The 16,056-nt window shown below is 37.6% G+C and carries 16 protein-coding genes and 1 pseudogene; 16 read left to right on the forward strand and 1 reads right to left on the reverse strand.

Annotation, left to right across the window (positions count from 1 at the left end; translation table 11 throughout):
* Positions 1-59: 59 nt before the first annotated feature.
* A complete protein-coding gene (clpB, locus tag MUW56_RS13450) occupies positions 60-2,654 on the reverse strand; it encodes an ATP-dependent chaperone ClpB (protein WP_292013663.1) in 2,595 nt (864 codons plus the stop codon).
* A 346-nt stretch (positions 2,655-3,000) separates the two neighbouring features.
* Between clpB and MUW56_RS13455 the strand changes: the two genes are divergently transcribed.
* The 16 genes and pseudogenes from MUW56_RS13455 (at position 3,001) to MUW56_RS13530 (ending at position 16,040) form a co-directional block, all read left to right on the forward strand.
* Positions 3,001-3,579 carry a TetR/AcrR family transcriptional regulator gene (locus MUW56_RS13455; protein ID WP_292013664.1) on the forward strand — a complete coding sequence of 193 codons (579 nt, stop codon included), beginning with the start codon at positions 3,001-3,003 and terminating at the stop codon, positions 3,577-3,579.
* Between the two features lie 315 nt (positions 3,580-3,894).
* Positions 3,895-5,211, forward strand: coding sequence for a phenylacetate--CoA ligase family protein (locus tag MUW56_RS13460; protein ID WP_292013665.1), 1,317 nt, complete (start codon positions 3,895-3,897; stop codon positions 5,209-5,211).
* A complete protein-coding gene (locus MUW56_RS13465) occupies positions 5,211-6,296 on the forward strand; it encodes a 2Fe-2S iron-sulfur cluster-binding protein (protein ID WP_292013666.1) in 1,086 nt (361 codons plus the stop codon). The genes MUW56_RS13460 and MUW56_RS13465 overlap by 1 nt, the downstream gene beginning before the upstream one ends.
* A 92-nt stretch (positions 6,297-6,388) precedes the next feature.
* Positions 6,389-7,324 carry a 1,2-phenylacetyl-CoA epoxidase subunit PaaA gene (gene paaA, locus MUW56_RS13470; protein WP_229046968.1) on the forward strand — a complete coding sequence of 312 codons (936 nt, stop codon included), beginning with the start codon at positions 6,389-6,391 and terminating at the stop codon, positions 7,322-7,324.
* On the forward strand, positions 7,324-7,713 hold the full coding sequence (locus tag MUW56_RS13475; RefSeq protein ID WP_292013667.1) for a hypothetical protein: 390 nt from the start codon (positions 7,324-7,326) through the stop codon (positions 7,711-7,713). Before paaA ends, MUW56_RS13475 begins: the two co-directional genes overlap by 1 nt.
* A gap of 26 nt (positions 7,714-7,739) precedes the next feature.
* The gene (gene paaB / locus MUW56_RS13480) at positions 7,740-8,021 is read left to right on the forward strand and encodes a 1,2-phenylacetyl-CoA epoxidase subunit PaaB (RefSeq protein ID WP_062672207.1); all 282 of its coding nucleotides are present in this window, start codon (positions 7,740-7,742) and stop codon (positions 8,019-8,021) included.
* Positions 8,022-8,090: 69 nt separating this feature from the next.
* Entirely contained in the window at positions 8,091-8,840 is a 750-nt protein-coding gene (paaC, locus tag MUW56_RS13485) for a 1,2-phenylacetyl-CoA epoxidase subunit PaaC (protein WP_292013668.1), read from the forward strand.
* 254 nt (positions 8,841-9,094) lie between these two features.
* Positions 9,095-9,559, forward strand: coding sequence for a 1,2-phenylacetyl-CoA epoxidase subunit PaaD (paaD, locus tag MUW56_RS13490; RefSeq protein WP_292013669.1), 465 nt, complete (start codon positions 9,095-9,097; stop codon positions 9,557-9,559).
* Positions 9,560-9,715: 156 nt separating this feature from the next.
* Complete coding sequence (locus MUW56_RS13495) at positions 9,716-10,516, forward strand: enoyl-CoA hydratase-related protein (protein WP_292013670.1); 801 nt, start codon at positions 9,716-9,718, stop codon at positions 10,514-10,516.
* 82 nt (positions 10,517-10,598) lie between these two features.
* Positions 10,599-11,731 (forward strand): annotated as a pseudogene (locus tag MUW56_RS13500) (3-hydroxyacyl-CoA dehydrogenase NAD-binding domain-containing protein).
* Between the two features lie 112 nt (positions 11,732-11,843).
* Entirely contained in the window at positions 11,844-12,164 is a 321-nt protein-coding gene (locus MUW56_RS13505) for a hypothetical protein (protein ID WP_292013671.1), read from the forward strand.
* Positions 12,165-12,166: 2 nt separating this feature from the next.
* Entirely contained in the window at positions 12,167-12,580 is a 414-nt protein-coding gene (locus tag MUW56_RS13510; protein ID WP_292013672.1) for a hotdog fold thioesterase, read from the forward strand.
* Positions 12,581-12,661: 81 nt separating this feature from the next.
* On the forward strand, positions 12,662-13,867 hold the full coding sequence (gene pcaF, locus MUW56_RS13515; RefSeq protein ID WP_292013673.1) for a 3-oxoadipyl-CoA thiolase: 1,206 nt from the start codon (positions 12,662-12,664) through the stop codon (positions 13,865-13,867).
* A 93-nt stretch (positions 13,868-13,960) separates the two neighbouring features.
* A complete protein-coding gene (locus MUW56_RS13520) occupies positions 13,961-14,554 on the forward strand; it encodes a transferase hexapeptide repeat family protein (RefSeq protein WP_292013674.1) in 594 nt (197 codons plus the stop codon).
* Positions 14,555-14,613: 59 nt separating this feature from the next.
* Positions 14,614-14,967 carry a transposase gene (locus tag MUW56_RS13525; protein ID WP_292013675.1) on the forward strand — a complete coding sequence of 118 codons (354 nt, stop codon included), beginning with the start codon at positions 14,614-14,616 and terminating at the stop codon, positions 14,965-14,967.
* A 245-nt stretch (positions 14,968-15,212) separates the two neighbouring features.
* A complete protein-coding gene (locus MUW56_RS13530) occupies positions 15,213-16,040 on the forward strand; it encodes an alpha/beta hydrolase-fold protein (protein WP_292013676.1) in 828 nt (275 codons plus the stop codon).
* The last annotated feature ends 16 nt before the right edge of the window (positions 16,041-16,056 follow it).

Consider the following 16,056-nt stretch of genomic DNA (forward strand, 5'->3'; position numbering starts at 1 on the left):
TGCTGCAGAATTATCTACAGCACTTACTTACAAAAATAATGTATATGAAAAAAACTACTTTATTGATCAGTAGGTCTGAAAACCAGACCGGTTTCTTCGAAATAATCTAAAGTGATTCTGTCTCCGTCGTTTACATTTCCGGCAAGGATTTCTTTAGACAGTTTATTCAGTACTTCCTGCTGGATGACTCTTTTTAATGGTCTTGCCCCAAAAGCAGGGTCATAGCCCTTATCCATCAGGTAATCTACAGCATCCTGAGTAAAAGTCATAATGATATTCCGCTTAGCTAACATATCATTAAACCCTCTCAGCTGGTACTGAACGATTTTTCCGATCTCTTTTTTTCTTAAAGGCTGGAACAATACAATTTCATCAATCCTGTTCAGGAACTCCGGACGTAAAGTCTGTTTCAGCAAATCGAAAACTTCTACTTTTGTTTTATCCACAACTTCATCCTGGTTTTCCTCCGTAATATTTTCAAAATTTTCCTGAATCAAATGCGAACCTAAGTTCGATGTCATAATGATGATAGAGTTTTTGAAATTGACTACACGGCCTTTGTTGTCTGTAAGACGTCCGTCATCCAAAACCTGTAATAAGGTGTTGAAAACATCCGGATGCGCTTTTTCAATCTCATCTAAAAGGACTACGGAATACGGCCTTCTCCTTACGGCTTCTGTCAATTGTCCGCCTTCATCATATCCTACATATCCGGGAGGCGCTCCCACTAATCTTGAAACACTGTGACGCTCCTGATATTCACTCATATCAATTCTGGTCATATTGTTTTCATCATCAAACAGGAATTCAGCTAACGCTTTTGCAAGCTCAGTTTTACCAACCCCCGTTGTTCCTAAAAACAGGAATGATCCGATTGGCTTTTTGTCATCGCTCAATCCTGCCCTGTTTCTTCTGATCGCATCAGCTACCGCCTCGATCGCTTCATTCTGTCCTACCACTCTGTGGTGAAGCTCAGATTCCAGATTCAGTAATTTATCTCTTTCGGATTGTAACAGCTTAGTGACTGGAATTCCTGTCCATTTCGCGATTACCTCGGAAATGTTTTCAGCAGTAACTTCTTCCTTAATCAGCTCATTTTTATGGTTTTGCATTTCAAGCTCAACCTTGGCCAGCTCCTCTTCTTTTTCACGGAGTTTGCCATATTGTATTTCCGCAACTTTTGCATAGTCTCCTGCTCTTGAAGCTCTTTCTGCCTCCAGTTTCAGGGACTCAATATCTTTTTTGATCTGAGTCAGATCTTCACTTTTCTGTTTTTCTTTCAGCCATTTTGCGTTGATTTCATTTCTTTGTTCAGAAATTTTTGAAATATCTTCTTTCAAATGGTTGATTTTGGTTTCATTGCCCTCTCTCGAAATAGCGGCCAATTCAATTTCCAGCTGCATCAATCTTCTGTCCAGTACATCCAGTTCTTCCGGTTTTGAATTGATTTCCATTCTCAGCTTAGCAGAAGCCTCGTCGATAAGGTCAATAGCCTTATCCGGTAAAAATCTGTCTGAAATATATCTTTGAGACATTTCTACTGCAGCAATGATTGCTTCATCTTTGATTCTTACTTTGTGGTGGGCTTCGTATTTGTCTTTAATCCCGCGCAGAATGGAGATTGCAGATTCTGTATCCGGTTCTTCCACCATTACTTTCTGGAAACGTCTTTCTAAGGCTTTATCCTTTTCAAAATATTTCTGGTACTCATTTAAAGTAGTGGCTCCGATAGCTCTTAACTCACCTCTTGCCAGGGCCGGTTTCAAAATGTTGGCGGCATCCATTGCTCCTTCACCACCTCCGGCGCCTACCAGGGTGTGAATCTCATCAATGAAAAGAATAATCTGTCCGTCAGACTTGATCACTTCATTCACTACGGATTTCAGACGCTCTTCAAATTCACCTTTGTATTTTGCCCCTGCGATCAGAGCTCCCATATCTAATGAATATAATGTTTTATCGATTAGATTCTCAGGAATGTCACCGCTGATAATTCGGTGGGCAATTCCCTCAGCAATTGCTGTTTTACCTACCCCCGGCTCTCCGATCAGGATAGGGTTGTTTTTTGTTCTCCTCGAAAGGATCTGTAATACCCTTCTGATTTCTTCATCACGTCCGATGACAGGGTCCAGCTTTCCTTCAGCTGCTAATTCATTGAAGTTCTTAGCATATTTATTTAAGGACTGATAGGTTTCTTCCGAACTTGCAGAAGTAGCCTTGCTGCCTTTTCTTAATTCTTTAATGGCACCTTCCAGAAGATTTTTGGTAACGCCCATATCTTTCAGCATTTTAGATACTTCAGAGCTGGTTTCCAAAAGGGAGAGCCATACATGTTCAATCGTTACATATTCATCACCCATTTTTTTAGCAATGTTGGGAGCATCCAGCAAGACTTTATTGGCTGATTGTGAAAGGTAAATATTTCCTCCCTGTACTTTAGGAAGTCTTTCTAAATTTTCACGGTTGCGCTCTCTTACTAAATTGGCATCTGCTTCAGATTTTTTTAATAGGAAAGGTGATATATTTTCATCTACCTGAAAAATTCCTTCCAGCAGATGTTGAGGTTCGATACTCTGATTGCCAAATTCCATAGCAACCTGCTGAGCCGCCTGGATGGCTTCTTGTGATTTTACAGTATATTGGTTTAAGTTCATATTGTATATATTTTTGGTAATGGTTTAAGTTAGGTTAAAAACATCAAGAAACTAAATTTTCAGGCTCAGTTTCTTAATGCCATCAATTATTTAATCATTTATTCGGTGACTGTATCGCAAAAACTGTTCAATTATTAAATTTACAAAAAATAAGGACAAAATTTCCGAATTCAGTATTTTTAACGTAAAATTAACTAGACAAAATTTCCGGTTTGTGAATAATTTCCTTACATTAATGAACAATACGTCATATCATGGTCAATATACCCTTTGAGGCAAATTTGCTTAAGTCTGTGTTAAATTTGAACTTATTATTTCGAGAATAGTTACTTTTGCATTTTACCAGATGGAGCTTAAAGAAAAACAACGAAAAATATTAGATGTAGCAGTAGAACTTTTCAAAGAAAAAGGCTATATGGGCAGCTCGGTAAGAGACCTGGCTACAAAACTCAATATCAAGGCCGCATCATTGTATGCCCATATCCGTTCGAAAGAAGAAATTTTGGAATGGATCTGTTTTGGTATCGCTCAGGAGTTTTTCGATGAGCTTCAGGAAGTGAAAAATACGGATATTGCTCCAAAAGAAAAACTGAATTTATTTTTGGATAAGCATTTATCAGTGGTTCTTAAGAACCGTGATGTAACCCACATCTACTCTAATGAATGGAAACACCTTGAAGAAAAACTTCCTGAGTTTGTTGCATTGAGAAAAAATTATCAGCAGGAAGTTGAAGAACTGATTTCCGAGATCTATCAGGCTGAAAAATGGGAATTGAAAGCCCCTTCGTTTACGACAAGGTTTATTCTTCATACCCTTAACAATTCTTATTTCTGGTTCAAAAGAAGCAGTGATTCCACTGATGAAATTACCGATGAGATCAGGGAGAAGATACTTTTCGGTTTATTGGGAAATCAGAAATCGTAACTTTTATTATTTTATTTACTTTGTCAACCGGATCTTTGTTATTCCGAGTCTCAATAATGCTTATCGAAAATGCTCAGATTTCTTTAAATATGGAATGAGAAAGAGGTAAAATCAACTTAAGTATACTATTCAACAGCCTTATTTAAACTTTAATAAAACTCAAGTGTTCACATTTTTTGCGGCTTTGTGGTTCAACAGCAGATCAATTAAATATTCTGTTATTTAGAATCATTCAAAATATGATAAAAATCATAAAAATTTTGTCAGCTACCAAAATCTTTTTAAATTTACACCTAACAAATGTTAGTTAGTTTTATGGATTTTTCAGTTGAATATCTGGAGCTGGGTCAATTGAGGCAGCTTCAATCTGACCGGTTGATCAATTTGATCGGTTATCTAGGAGACAAGTCGGATTTTTATAAAAGAAAATTTGAAGAATTGGAAATATCTCCACAGGATATAAGGTCGATAGAAGATATTACAAAACTTCCGATTACTTACAAACAGGATTTAAGAGATAACTATCCGTTTGGGTTGTTTACGGTTCCGAAAAACGAACTGCAGAGAATCCACTGCTCAAGCGGAACTACAGGAAAGCCTACCGTAGTAGGATATACGAAAGAAGATGTGGATCTTTTCAGTGAAGTAGTCGCCAGATCTTTGCAGGCAGCAGGTGCCAGATCCGGAATGCAGCTGCACAATGCGTACGGATATGGTATTTTTACGGGCGGGCTTGGCCTTCATTACGGAGCGGAGAAATTGGGGATGAGCGTTCTTCCTATTTCCGGGGGAATGACCGCCAGACAGGTCGATCTGATCACGGATTTTAAACCGGAAGTGATCTGCTGTTCACCCTCATACGCGTTGACTATTGCTGACGAATTTGCCTACAGGGGAATTTCAGCCGATGAAATCAGCCTTAAGTACGCGGTGTTAGGCTCAGAACCATGGACGGAAATTATCAGAGGCCACATTGAAGAAAGGTTAGGAGTTCATGCCACCAATATTTACGGGTTAAGTGAAATTATCGGTCCCGGCGTTTCCATGGAGGATTTTGAAGAGAAAGGAGGGGCTTATATCTGGGAAGATCATTTCTATCCTGAAATTTTGGATCCGGTTACCAAACAGCCGGTTCCCTTCGGAGAAGAAGGAGTTTTGGTGATTACGACTTTAACGAAAAAAGCAATGCCGCTTTTACGTTACTGGACGAATGATATCACAAGCCTTTACTATGATGAGAATGCCAAAAGAACAATGGTGAAGATGAAACCGATCATCGGAAGAGCTGATGACATGCTGATCGTGAGAGGAGTAAATGTCTATCCCAGCCAGATTGAAGATGCATTTTCTCATGTAAAAGGGGTTGTTCCGAATTACTACCTGACTCCGGTGGAAAAGGAGCATATGTGTGTAGCATTGGATATTGATGTAGAAATTGATGATGACTTTGTAAAGAATCAAAAGATAGAGGCAGATACCGACGATTATTTTAATTTTGTCGGCATCTTTGGAAAAAATATAGAAAACGAAATAAAGAAACGGGTAGGAGTCACTACAAAAGTGAAAGTTCATGCCCAGGATAGTTTGCCGAAGTGCGAAGGTGGAAAAATTAATAGAATACTAAAAAAATAATGAATTCATTTTATAAACTTAAAACGGTTAAGGTTCAGAAAGATACTCCGGAAGCAGTCAATGTGGCGGTGGAAATTCCTGAAGAACTGAAGGACAAGTTCAGGTTCAAGCAGGGACAGTACCTTAATTTCCGAATGATGATCAATGGGAATGAGGAGAGACGTTCTTATTCTATCTGCAATGCTCCAAGCGAAAAAAGCAATACGCTGGAAGTACTGGTTAAATTATTGGAAAACGGAAAAGTTTCAGGGTATTTCAATGAACATCTTCACATGGATGAATTGCTGGAAGTAATGCCTCCGATGGGTGGTTTCAACACTTCTTATCACCCGACCAACGTGAAAACTTACGTTGGTTTGGCTGCAGGAAGCGGAATTTCTCCTGTTTTATCCAATATTAAAGAAAGCCTTTATCAGGAACCGAATTCAAATGCTTATTTGTTCTACAGCAACAGAAGTATGAATCACGTGATGAAGAAAGCTGAAATCGATAAGTTGGTGGAAACTTTTAACGGAAGATTGAAAGTTGTTTATTTAGTAAGCCGTGAAAAACACGAAGATCCGATTTTTGAAGGAAGAATTTCTGCTGAAAAACTGGAGCAGTTATTTGAAAGATACACGGATATTGATGTAAAAGAGTCTACTTATTTCATCTGCGGACCTGCAGAAATGATCAAAGGCATTGCTGATTATCTGAAGAAAGATAAGAAGGTACCTGCTATTCAGGTCTTGTTTGAATACTTCACGGCTCCGGATGAAGAAAATACGGAGGAAATGAGTGATGAATTCAAGGCCATTGCCAATATTGAAAGTATGGTAACGGTAATCATCGATGATGATGAATATTCGTTCCACCTTAATTCAAAAAAAGAGAGTATCTTAGATAAAGCATTGAAAGACAATCTTCCTGTGCCTTTTGCATGTAAAGGAGGGGTTTGTTGTACGTGTAAAGCGGAAGTTCTGGAAGGAGAAGTTTTCATGGAGAAAAACTACGCACTTACCGAAGAAGAAGTAGCCAGAGGTTACGTTCTTACCTGTCAATGTCACCCGACAACCAATGTGGTGATGCTTAATTATGATGTTTAATTTTTTGTAAAATGTAAAATGTATAATGTAAAAAGTACATCGGAAATACATTGTACAACCTACATATTACTTTAGTACAAAAAACAAAAGAAATGGACTTAGAAAAATTTGTTCAATACGTTCACGAAGAAAATAAAGTAGAACCAAAAGATGTAATGCCGGATGATTACAGAAAATTATTGGTTCGTCAGATTTCACAGCATGCTCATTCTGAAATTGTAGGAATGCTCCCGGAAGCCAACTGGATTTCCAGAGCCCCTTCATTGAGAAGAAAAATGGCACTTCTGGCTAAAGTTCAGGATGAAGCAGGACATGGTTTATACCTTTACTCTGCGACAGAAACTTTAGGAGATGGAAGCATCAGAGCAGACAGAGATGCTACTTATGATGATATGCTGGAAGGAAAAGCAAAATATTCGAGTATTTTCAACTATCCTACCTTAAGCTGGGCAGATATAGGAGCCATCGGTTGGCTGGTAGATGGAGCAGCTATTATGAATCAGGTAATGCTGATGGGAAATTCTTACGGTCCTTACTCAAGAGCGATGGTAAAGATCTGTAAAGAAGAATCTTTTCACCAAAGACAGGGATATGAGATTTTAATGGCCCTTTGCCGCGGTACCAAACAGCAGAAAGAAATGGCTCAGGCGTCATTAAACCGCTTCTGGTGGCCGGCTCTAATGATGTTCGGACCAAACGATGACAGCTCACCCAACTCTAAAATCTCTATGAACTATAGAGTAAAGAGAGAAAGTAACGACAGTCTTCGTCAGAGATTTATCGACGTTACCGTTTCTCAGGCTGAATTCTTAGGATTAACGATCCCAGACAAAGATTTGAAATGGAATGAGGAAAGACAGCATTACGATTTCGGAGAGCTTCCCTGGGATGAATTCATGGAAATCTTAAAAGGAAACGGACCTTGCAACAAGAAGCGTATCGAAACAAAGAGAAAAGCGCAAAGAGAAAATTCATGGGTAAAAGAGGCAGCAGCAGCTTTTGCAGAGAAGCAAGAAAAAGTAATTTAATGGAAAGTATGGATAATATATCAAAGCTTAAGAAATTTCTTTATTATCTATTTGTATTAGAAAAAAGTTATAGAGAAGATGAGGAAATAGATTCAAAAACTTCTGTAAATATCCAAGTACAGCTTTATAGAGAAATTATAGATTCAAATTTTTCTAAAAGAGATTTAATTCAAAATTTAAAAGAAAGAATATATAGTCTTGTATATTCAATCAATAATGAAAACACTTTTTTTAATATAAATTTTTCACCTGAGGAAATTATAGATAGCCTAGGAAGCACATCAAGGAATTTAAAGTTTGAAGTTGTTTTTACTAGTGATTCATTAAAAATAGAATCATTAAAAGTAAATGAAGAATTAGTATTACAAGACTATAGTTTACACATTTAAATTAAAATAAAAAATAAAGATAGATAATGAGTCAATTAGATATGTGGGAAGTGTTTATTCAAACTAAACCGGGATTATCCCACAAACACGTTGGAATTGTACAGGCACCTACAGCAGAAATGGCTTTGCAGAACGCAAGAGACGTTTATACAAGAAGAAAAGAAGGAACTTCTGTTTGGGTAGTTCCAAGTAAATATATTGTGACTTCAGAAGGGGTGGATAAAGAAGCGTTTTTCGATCCGGCTGATGACAAACTCTACCGTCACCCAACTTTCTACGAAATCCCTAACGACGTAAAAAATATGTAAAATAGCTAATGGCTATTAGCTGCTTGCAATTTGCCAAAAGCTATATGCCAAAAGCCAAAAGCTAAAATAATGAATCCATTATATAATTATTTATTAAAACTAGCAGACGACAGTTTCATTATGGGACAGCGTTTGTCTGCGTGGTGCGGTGAAGGTCCTTACTTAGAAGAGGATATTGCATTGACCAATATTGCGTTGGATGAACTAGGTCAGGCCAATAACTTTTATGTTTACGCTTCAAGAGTTATTGACAACGGGAAAAGTGAAGATGATATCGCATTTTTAAGATACGAACACGAATACCTCAATGCACACTGGGCAGAACTTCCCAATGAAGATTATGCACAGACTATTCTTAAAGTATATGTATTGTCTGTGTATCAGAAACTGATGTATGAAGCATTATCAAATTCTGCTAATGAAGAGCTTTCAGCGATTGCCCAAAAATCTTTGAAAGAAGTAAGATATCACTATACTCATGCTGCATCGTGGATGAAAATTTTTGCTCAGGGAACAGAAGAAAGCCGTGAGCGCCTGGTAAATGCCATCGAAAATATCTGGGAATATACAAAAGGTTTATTTGCCAAAGTAGAAGGGGAAGATGATTTGGTGGTTTTAAATATTGCTCCCAATGTTGATGAATTATATAAAGAATTTGTTGCCATCACAGAGAAGGATTTTCAGGATTTTGGATTAGAATATCCAACCCATCCATTCATGCAGCCAAAATCAAGAACAGGATATCACACGGAATACTTCGGATATATCCTTTGTGAACTTCAGTATATGCAGAGAGCTTATCCGGGATGTACCTGGTAAGAATTCTCAAGTTTGAAGAAGAAATATTTTAGGAGGCTGGTGATTGCTTTATTGATTTTAATTCCAATTTTTTACTTCGGAATTGTAAATGCAGAAGTCAGTTTGACCTATGAAACAAACAATCCCGGCGATTGTATTTCACAGGTTACCCACAGCAACTGATGTCAGGATATAAAACAGATGAAAACATGGATTGCTGTAGACGTTGTTATAATCATCGCTTTATTACTATTTAGAAGAAAAATTACAAGAGATTGAAAGATCCTTTAGAAATATTAGAATTAGTTCCCGATCCGGAAATTCCGGTGATCAACATCGTGGAGCTGGGTATTGTGAGAGAGGCAAAAGTTACCAGTGAAAATTCTTGCGAAATAACGATTACGCCTACTTATTCTGCCTGTCCTGCCATGTTCACCATTGAGGAAGACATCGTAAAGATCATGAAAGAAAACGGCTGGGAAGCAAAAGTAGTCACCAAGATGTTTCCGATCTGGACAACGGACTGGCTGACGGATGAAGCGAGAGAGAAACTTCGTGCCTACGGAATCACACCGCCTGAAAAAGGGGCGGATGAACATCACATCGGAAAACCAAAAAAATGTCCTCGCTGCGGTTCTGAACATACCAAACAGATCAGCAGGTTCGGGTCTACTTTGTGTAAGGCATCTTACCAATGTTTAGACTGCTTAGAGCCTTTTGATTATTTTAAATGCCATTGATCAGGTCATGTAACAATGAATCAATGTATCAGATTACCTATAAAAATAGGGGCTATGCAAAACATAACGATGCTATTGCTAGATTGTTAAATTGTTAGACTGTTACATTAATTTATATTGTTAAATTAGTGCATTGTTAAATATAAATTCAAAACTATGTATACACAACTCGATATTGAAACACATTTCGACGGAAAGCTCAAAATCGCTTATCTTAATCAACCCGAAACGATGAATGCGCTTACAAAGCCTGCTTTATCAGATTTGAAAGACTTTGTTAAAGAATGCAGTGAAGACGAAACGGTAAGATGTGTTGCTATTTCCGGAAGAGGAAGAGCGTTTTGCTCCGGTCAGAATCTGGATGAAGCTTTCGTAACAGGAAAAGAACATCATGATCATGACATCATCAGAAAGATTGTAGTAGATTATTACAACCCTTTAGTGACAGAAGTTACCCGTTGCAAAAAACCGGTGATTGCTTTGGTAAATGGCCCTGCAGTAGGTGCCGGTGCTATGCTGGCGTTGATCTGCGACTTTGTATTGGCTAATAATAAAGCTTATTTCTCGCAGGCATTTTCAAATATCGGTTTGATTCCTGATACAGGGGGAACATATTTCTTACCGAAACTTTTAGGTAGACAATTAGCGAATTATTTAGCTTTTACAGGTAAAAAATTATCTGCTGAAGAATCTAAATCGTACGGTCTTGTAGCAGAGGTTTTCAGTGAAGAAGACTTTGCCCCGAAATCAATGGAAATTCTTGAAAAAATGGCCAATATGCCTACAGCTGCCCTTAAGCTGACAAAAAAAGCTTTTGCTCATTCCTATACCAATACATTGAAAGAACAGCTTGAACTGGAAGGTGACCTACAGCAGGAAGCAGCAGAAACAGAAGACTTCTTAGAAGGAGTAAATGCCTTTTTACAGAAAAGAAAACCTAATTATAAAGGAAAATAAAAAGATTGTACAATGTAGAAAGTAAAATGTACAACGTACACAATTAAATGCTTTTTACATTGTACATTTTACATTGTACAAAATGAAAAATATTGGAATTATTGGTGCCGGAACGATGGGAATCGGCATTGCACAAGTAGCCGCAACGAACGGATGCAAAGTTTGGGTGTATGACGCCAATGCAAAACAAGTAGAAACGGCAACTGTAGGTTTGGAAAAAACACTAACCAAGTTGGTTGATAAACAAAAAATTTCGGCAGAGAAAATGACTGAAATTTTAGCTAATATTTCCATTGCTACAGAATTGAAGGATTTCAAAGATTGTGAACTCATCATTGAAGCCATCATAGAAAACAAAGACATCAAAACGACAGTATTTACAGAACTTGAAAATTATGTTTCAGAAAACTGTATCATCAGTTCCAATACCTCCTCTATTTCCATCACCTCTCTGGGTGCAGAACTAAAGAAACCGGAGCGTTTCATCGGAATCCATTTTTTCAATCCGGCTCCGTTAATGCCTTTAGTGGAAGTTATTCCTTCCCTGTTAACAGAAAAAACATTAGCAGAAAAAATATATACCCTTATGAAAGATTGGGGTAAAACGCCTGTTATTGCCAAAGATATTCCGGGATTCATTGTCAACAGAATCGCAAGACCTTATTATGGTGAGGGGATGAGGATCGTGGAAGAAAATATTGCAACACCGGAGCAGGTAGATGAAGCAATGAAAACCCTAGGAAATTTTAAAATGGGGCCCTTCGAATTGATGGATCTTATTGGTGTTGACGTAAATTTTGCAGTCACAACAACGGTTTATAAAGATTATTTCTACGATCCGAAATATAAGCCATCATTATTGCAGCAGAGAATGTCAGAAGCTAAGCTTCACGGAAAAAAACCGGCAAAGGATTCTATGATTACAATGACGGGGCGGAAAAACCAGTTGCTCAGAAGGACGATGCATTGTATCAGCAGATCTTTTTAAGAATTATTTCAATGCTGATCAATGAAGCTGTTGAAGCAAAAAGACTAGGCATTGCCAATGATGAGGATATTGAACTGGCTATGCAGAAAGGAGTAAACTACCCAAAAGGCTTATTAAGCTGGGGGCAGGAAATAGGATATTCCAAAATTTCAGAAACCCTGCAAAACCTTTACGGAGAATATCAGGAAGAAAGATACAGACAGAGCCCGTTACTTCGTAAATTATAAAAATATACCCATATACTGGTCTGACAATGGAATGCTCATGCTGAGCACAGGCTGAAAGTCTACGGACAAATTTAATGAAGCGCCTCATTGTTAAATTATTACATTAAAATTGATGAATATAGATGAATTCAGAGCTGAATTGGAAGGGAGACTTTTAATTGAGAAAAACTATTTAACGGAGAAGCTTCCTTCGATTGATGATGATCAGGAAAGGCTTGGAATATTAGGGGAATTTAATGAAAAATACAGAACGCTGATCAAAAGATTGGCGAAGGAAAACGGTATTGATTTAAATGCTCCTTACAACGCTGAAAACAGTTCTGTAAATTCAGATTCTTTCCTTTCATATGAGCAAATAATTCTTGGTAAAACAATGAGCATCTATGATAGGTTAGTTGACGAATTATATGAAAAAATAACAAAAGTAGAGTAGAAATGAATCCAAGACAGGTAGCAGATTATATGTTCAATCAGGATTATTTTTCCCAGTGGATGAATATCAGCATGATTGAGGTGAGAGAAAATTATTGTTTAATAGAAATGCCCATTAAAAAGGATATGATAAATGGGCTTAAAACTGTTCACGGAGGAGTAACGTTTGCCTTTGCAGATTCAGCGCTGGCATTTTCTTCTAATAACACGGGAGATGCCGCTGTAGCCTTAAACTGTATCATTAATTTTACCAAAGCAGGAAAAGAAGGTGATATTTTCAGAGCAGAAAGTATGTTGGTGAATGATACCAGAAAAACAGCTGTTTATGACATTAAAATTACCAATCAGAACAATGAACTGATTGCCAAATTTGTGGGGACAGTATATAAAATCGGAAAAAAAGTAACAGAACTATAAAAAGATAGAAGACTGAGGTCAGATATCAGATTGATGATTGTCTGGAATCTGATATCCGGTATCTAAAAATCTAATATTACAATGAACAACGTATACATCATAGATTATGTCAGAACTCCCATCTCAAAATTGCAGGGAGGATTATCAGAAGTAAGAGCAGATGATCTTGCTGCTATTGTTATCAAAGAAGTCGTAGCAAGAAATCCTGAAGTTCCTGTTGAGGAAATTGAAGACGTGATTTTCGGATGTGCCAATCAGGCAGGTGAAGATAACAGAAATGTAGCAAGAATGGCTCTGTTGTTGGCTGGACTTCCTTACAAAATAGGAGGGGAAACGGTGAACAGGCTTTGTGCTTCAGGAATGTCTGCGGTTGCCAATGCATTCCGTTCCATTGCTGCCGGAGAAGGAGAAATTTATATTGCAGGAGGAGTAGAGCACATGACACGCTCTCCGTATGTAATGTCTAAGCCGGGTGCAGCTTTCGGAAGAGACAGCCAGATGTTTGATACTACTTTCGGATGGCGTTTCATCAACCCTAAAATGAAAGAAATGTATGGTGTTGACGGAATGGGGGAAACCGCGGAAAACTTAGCAGATATCCACCAGATCAGCAGAGAAGATCAGGATAAATTTGCCCTTTGGTCTCAGCAGAAAGCGACCAAAGCTCAGGAAAGCGGCAGATTGGCTGAAGAAATTGTAAAAGTTGAAATTCCACAGAGAAAAGGAGATCCTGTTGTTTTTGCAAAAGATGAATTCATTAAACCTACCACTTCCATGGAAGGACTAGGAAAACTTCGTCCTGCTTTCAGAAAAGAAGGAACGGTAACTGCCGGGAATGCTTCAGGAATGAATGACGGAGCAGCAGCACTTATCTTGGCAAGTGAAGAAGCTGTGAAGAAATATGGTTTACAACCTAAAGCCAGAATTTTAGGATCTGCTGTAGCGGGTGTTGAGCCAAGAATCATGGGAATTGGTCCAGTGGAAGCTACTCAGAAGCTGTTGAAAAGATTAAACCTTTCTTTAGAAGATATGGACATCATTGAGTTGAACGAAGCATTTGCAGCGCAGGCGCTTGCAGTAACCAGAAGCTTAGGTTTAAAAGATGATGACGCAAGAATAAACCCGAACGGAGGCGCTATTGCGATCGGCCACCCACTGGGAGTTTCAGGAGCTAGAATTATTGGTTCTGCTGCATTGGAACTTCACAAGCAGGATAAAAAATATGCCTTGTGTACCCTTTGTATCGGCGTCGGTCAGGGATATGCAATGGTAATTGAAAAAATATAATCAATTTTAAAAAGATTAAAAGACATCAGATGCCGGATATTAGATTAGAAAAATGTCTGGAATCTGATGCCTGACATCTGAAATCTAATCCATATGAACATCTACTCATACCATGGTATCCGTCCCATTATAAAGCCCTCTGCCTACATTCATCCTCAGGCGGTAATTATAGGGAATGTGGAAATCGGTGAAGAAGTGTATATTGGTCCGAATGCGGTTATCCGTGGTGACTGGGGAAAAATTATCATTAAAGACGGAGCGAATGTACAGGAAAACTGTACCCTTCACGTTTTCCCGAATATACAAACCATTTTGGAAGAATCTGCACACATTGGGCATGGTGCGATCATTCATTCAGGACACATCGGGAAAAACTGTCTGATCGGAATGAATTCCGTTGTGATGGACAAAGCCTATATCGGTGATGAAAGTATCGTCGGAGCATTGGCTTTTGTGCCAGCCAATTTCAGATGTGAACCAAGAAAACTGGTTGTAGGAAGCCCTGCAAAAATTATCCGTGACGTTTCTGACGAAATGATTCATTGGAAAACAGAAGGAACAAAATTGTATCAGGAACTGGCAAGAGAAGGCAAGGAAGCTATTCTGCCTTGTGAGCCGTTTACCGAATATGTTCAGCAGATCCCAACCAAAATTGTGGATTACAGCATCTGGGATGATATAAAATAACAGTCTAAACCTATAAGGTTTGAACTTACAAAAATAAAAACATACAAAATGAAAAATAAATGGTTAATAATACAGAAAGATTTGAGTGCGGATATGTCTATCACATATATTCTCATGCTGTTGGAAAAGATTTAATTTTCCGTGAAGATGAAAACTATCAGTATTTTTTGAATAAATTATTAAAATATATTATTCCTGTTGCTGATATTTACGCTTACTGTTTATTACCTAACCATTTCCATTTACTGCTGAGATTTAAAGACGTGAATGAAAATGAACATAAGTATCTAATGAAGCCATTTAGTAATTTATTGAATGCTTATGCTAAAGCTTATAATAAAAGATACAATAGGAAAGGTGCACTTTTTCTTGATTTTTTGAAACGTAAAAAGTTAATCATGAAAAGTATTTGACTAAGCTTGTTCATTATATTCATAACAATCCGGTAAATCATGGCTATGTAAATGATATTAACCAATGGAAATATACATCATATAGTTCCATAACAATTTATCTAAACCTAGTAAATTGAAGAGGGGGCAATTGATGGAATTTTTTGATACAACAGAAGATTTTATAAAATATCATATTTCTAATGTAGAATATGATTTTATGGATTTAGAATAATAACTATTATGAACCTGAGATAGAATTAAATATGATTAAAAAAATTGCACTAGTATGCAGCATAATGTTTGCGGTAGGTTGTACACTGACAGCGCAGACTGTTACTACAAAACCGCTTACAATAGGAGAAGTGAGGACGATTAAATCCAAAACCTTAAATGAAGACAGAACGTTGAATATTTATCTTCCACAGGGATATGATAACACTAAATCCTATCCGGTGATCTATCTGCTGGATGGAAGCATGAATGAAGACTTTATTCACGTGACGGGATTAGTACAGTTCTTTAATCAAATGTATTCCATGCCGGAAACGATTGTGGTGGGAATCGCTAATGTAGACAGAAAAAGGGATTTTACCTTTCATACGGATTTAAAAGACTTGCAAAAAGACTATCCTACAACAGGACATTCTGACAAGTTTATAACGTTCCTTGAAAAAGAATTAAAACCTTATGTTGAAAGCCAGTTTAAAACGACGGACAAATATCTGTTCGGACAGTCATTAGGTGGGCTTTTAGCAACAGAAATCCTTTTGAAAAAACCGGAAATGTTTAACAATTATTTTATCATTAGCCCAAGTTTGTGGTGGGATGATGAAAGTCTTTTAAAACAGGCTGGTCAACTGCTTGCAAAGTCTCCCGATACCAAAAAATATGTCTACGTTTCTGTGGGAAAAGGAGAGCATCCTGTTATGATTAAAGATGCTGAAACGTTCTATGATATTCTTAAAAAGGCAAATAAGAAAAACTGGACCCTTGAGTATAAAATGATGGAAACGGACAACCATGCAACCATTCTTCACAGAAGTTTGTATGAAGGGCTGGTGAAACTGTTCCCATATCAGGAAGCGAAGTAAATAAAGTAAAAATAAA

Source organism: Chryseobacterium sp. (genome assembly GCF_022869225.1).
Taxonomy (GTDB): Bacteria; Bacteroidota; Bacteroidia; order Flavobacteriales; family Weeksellaceae; genus Chryseobacterium.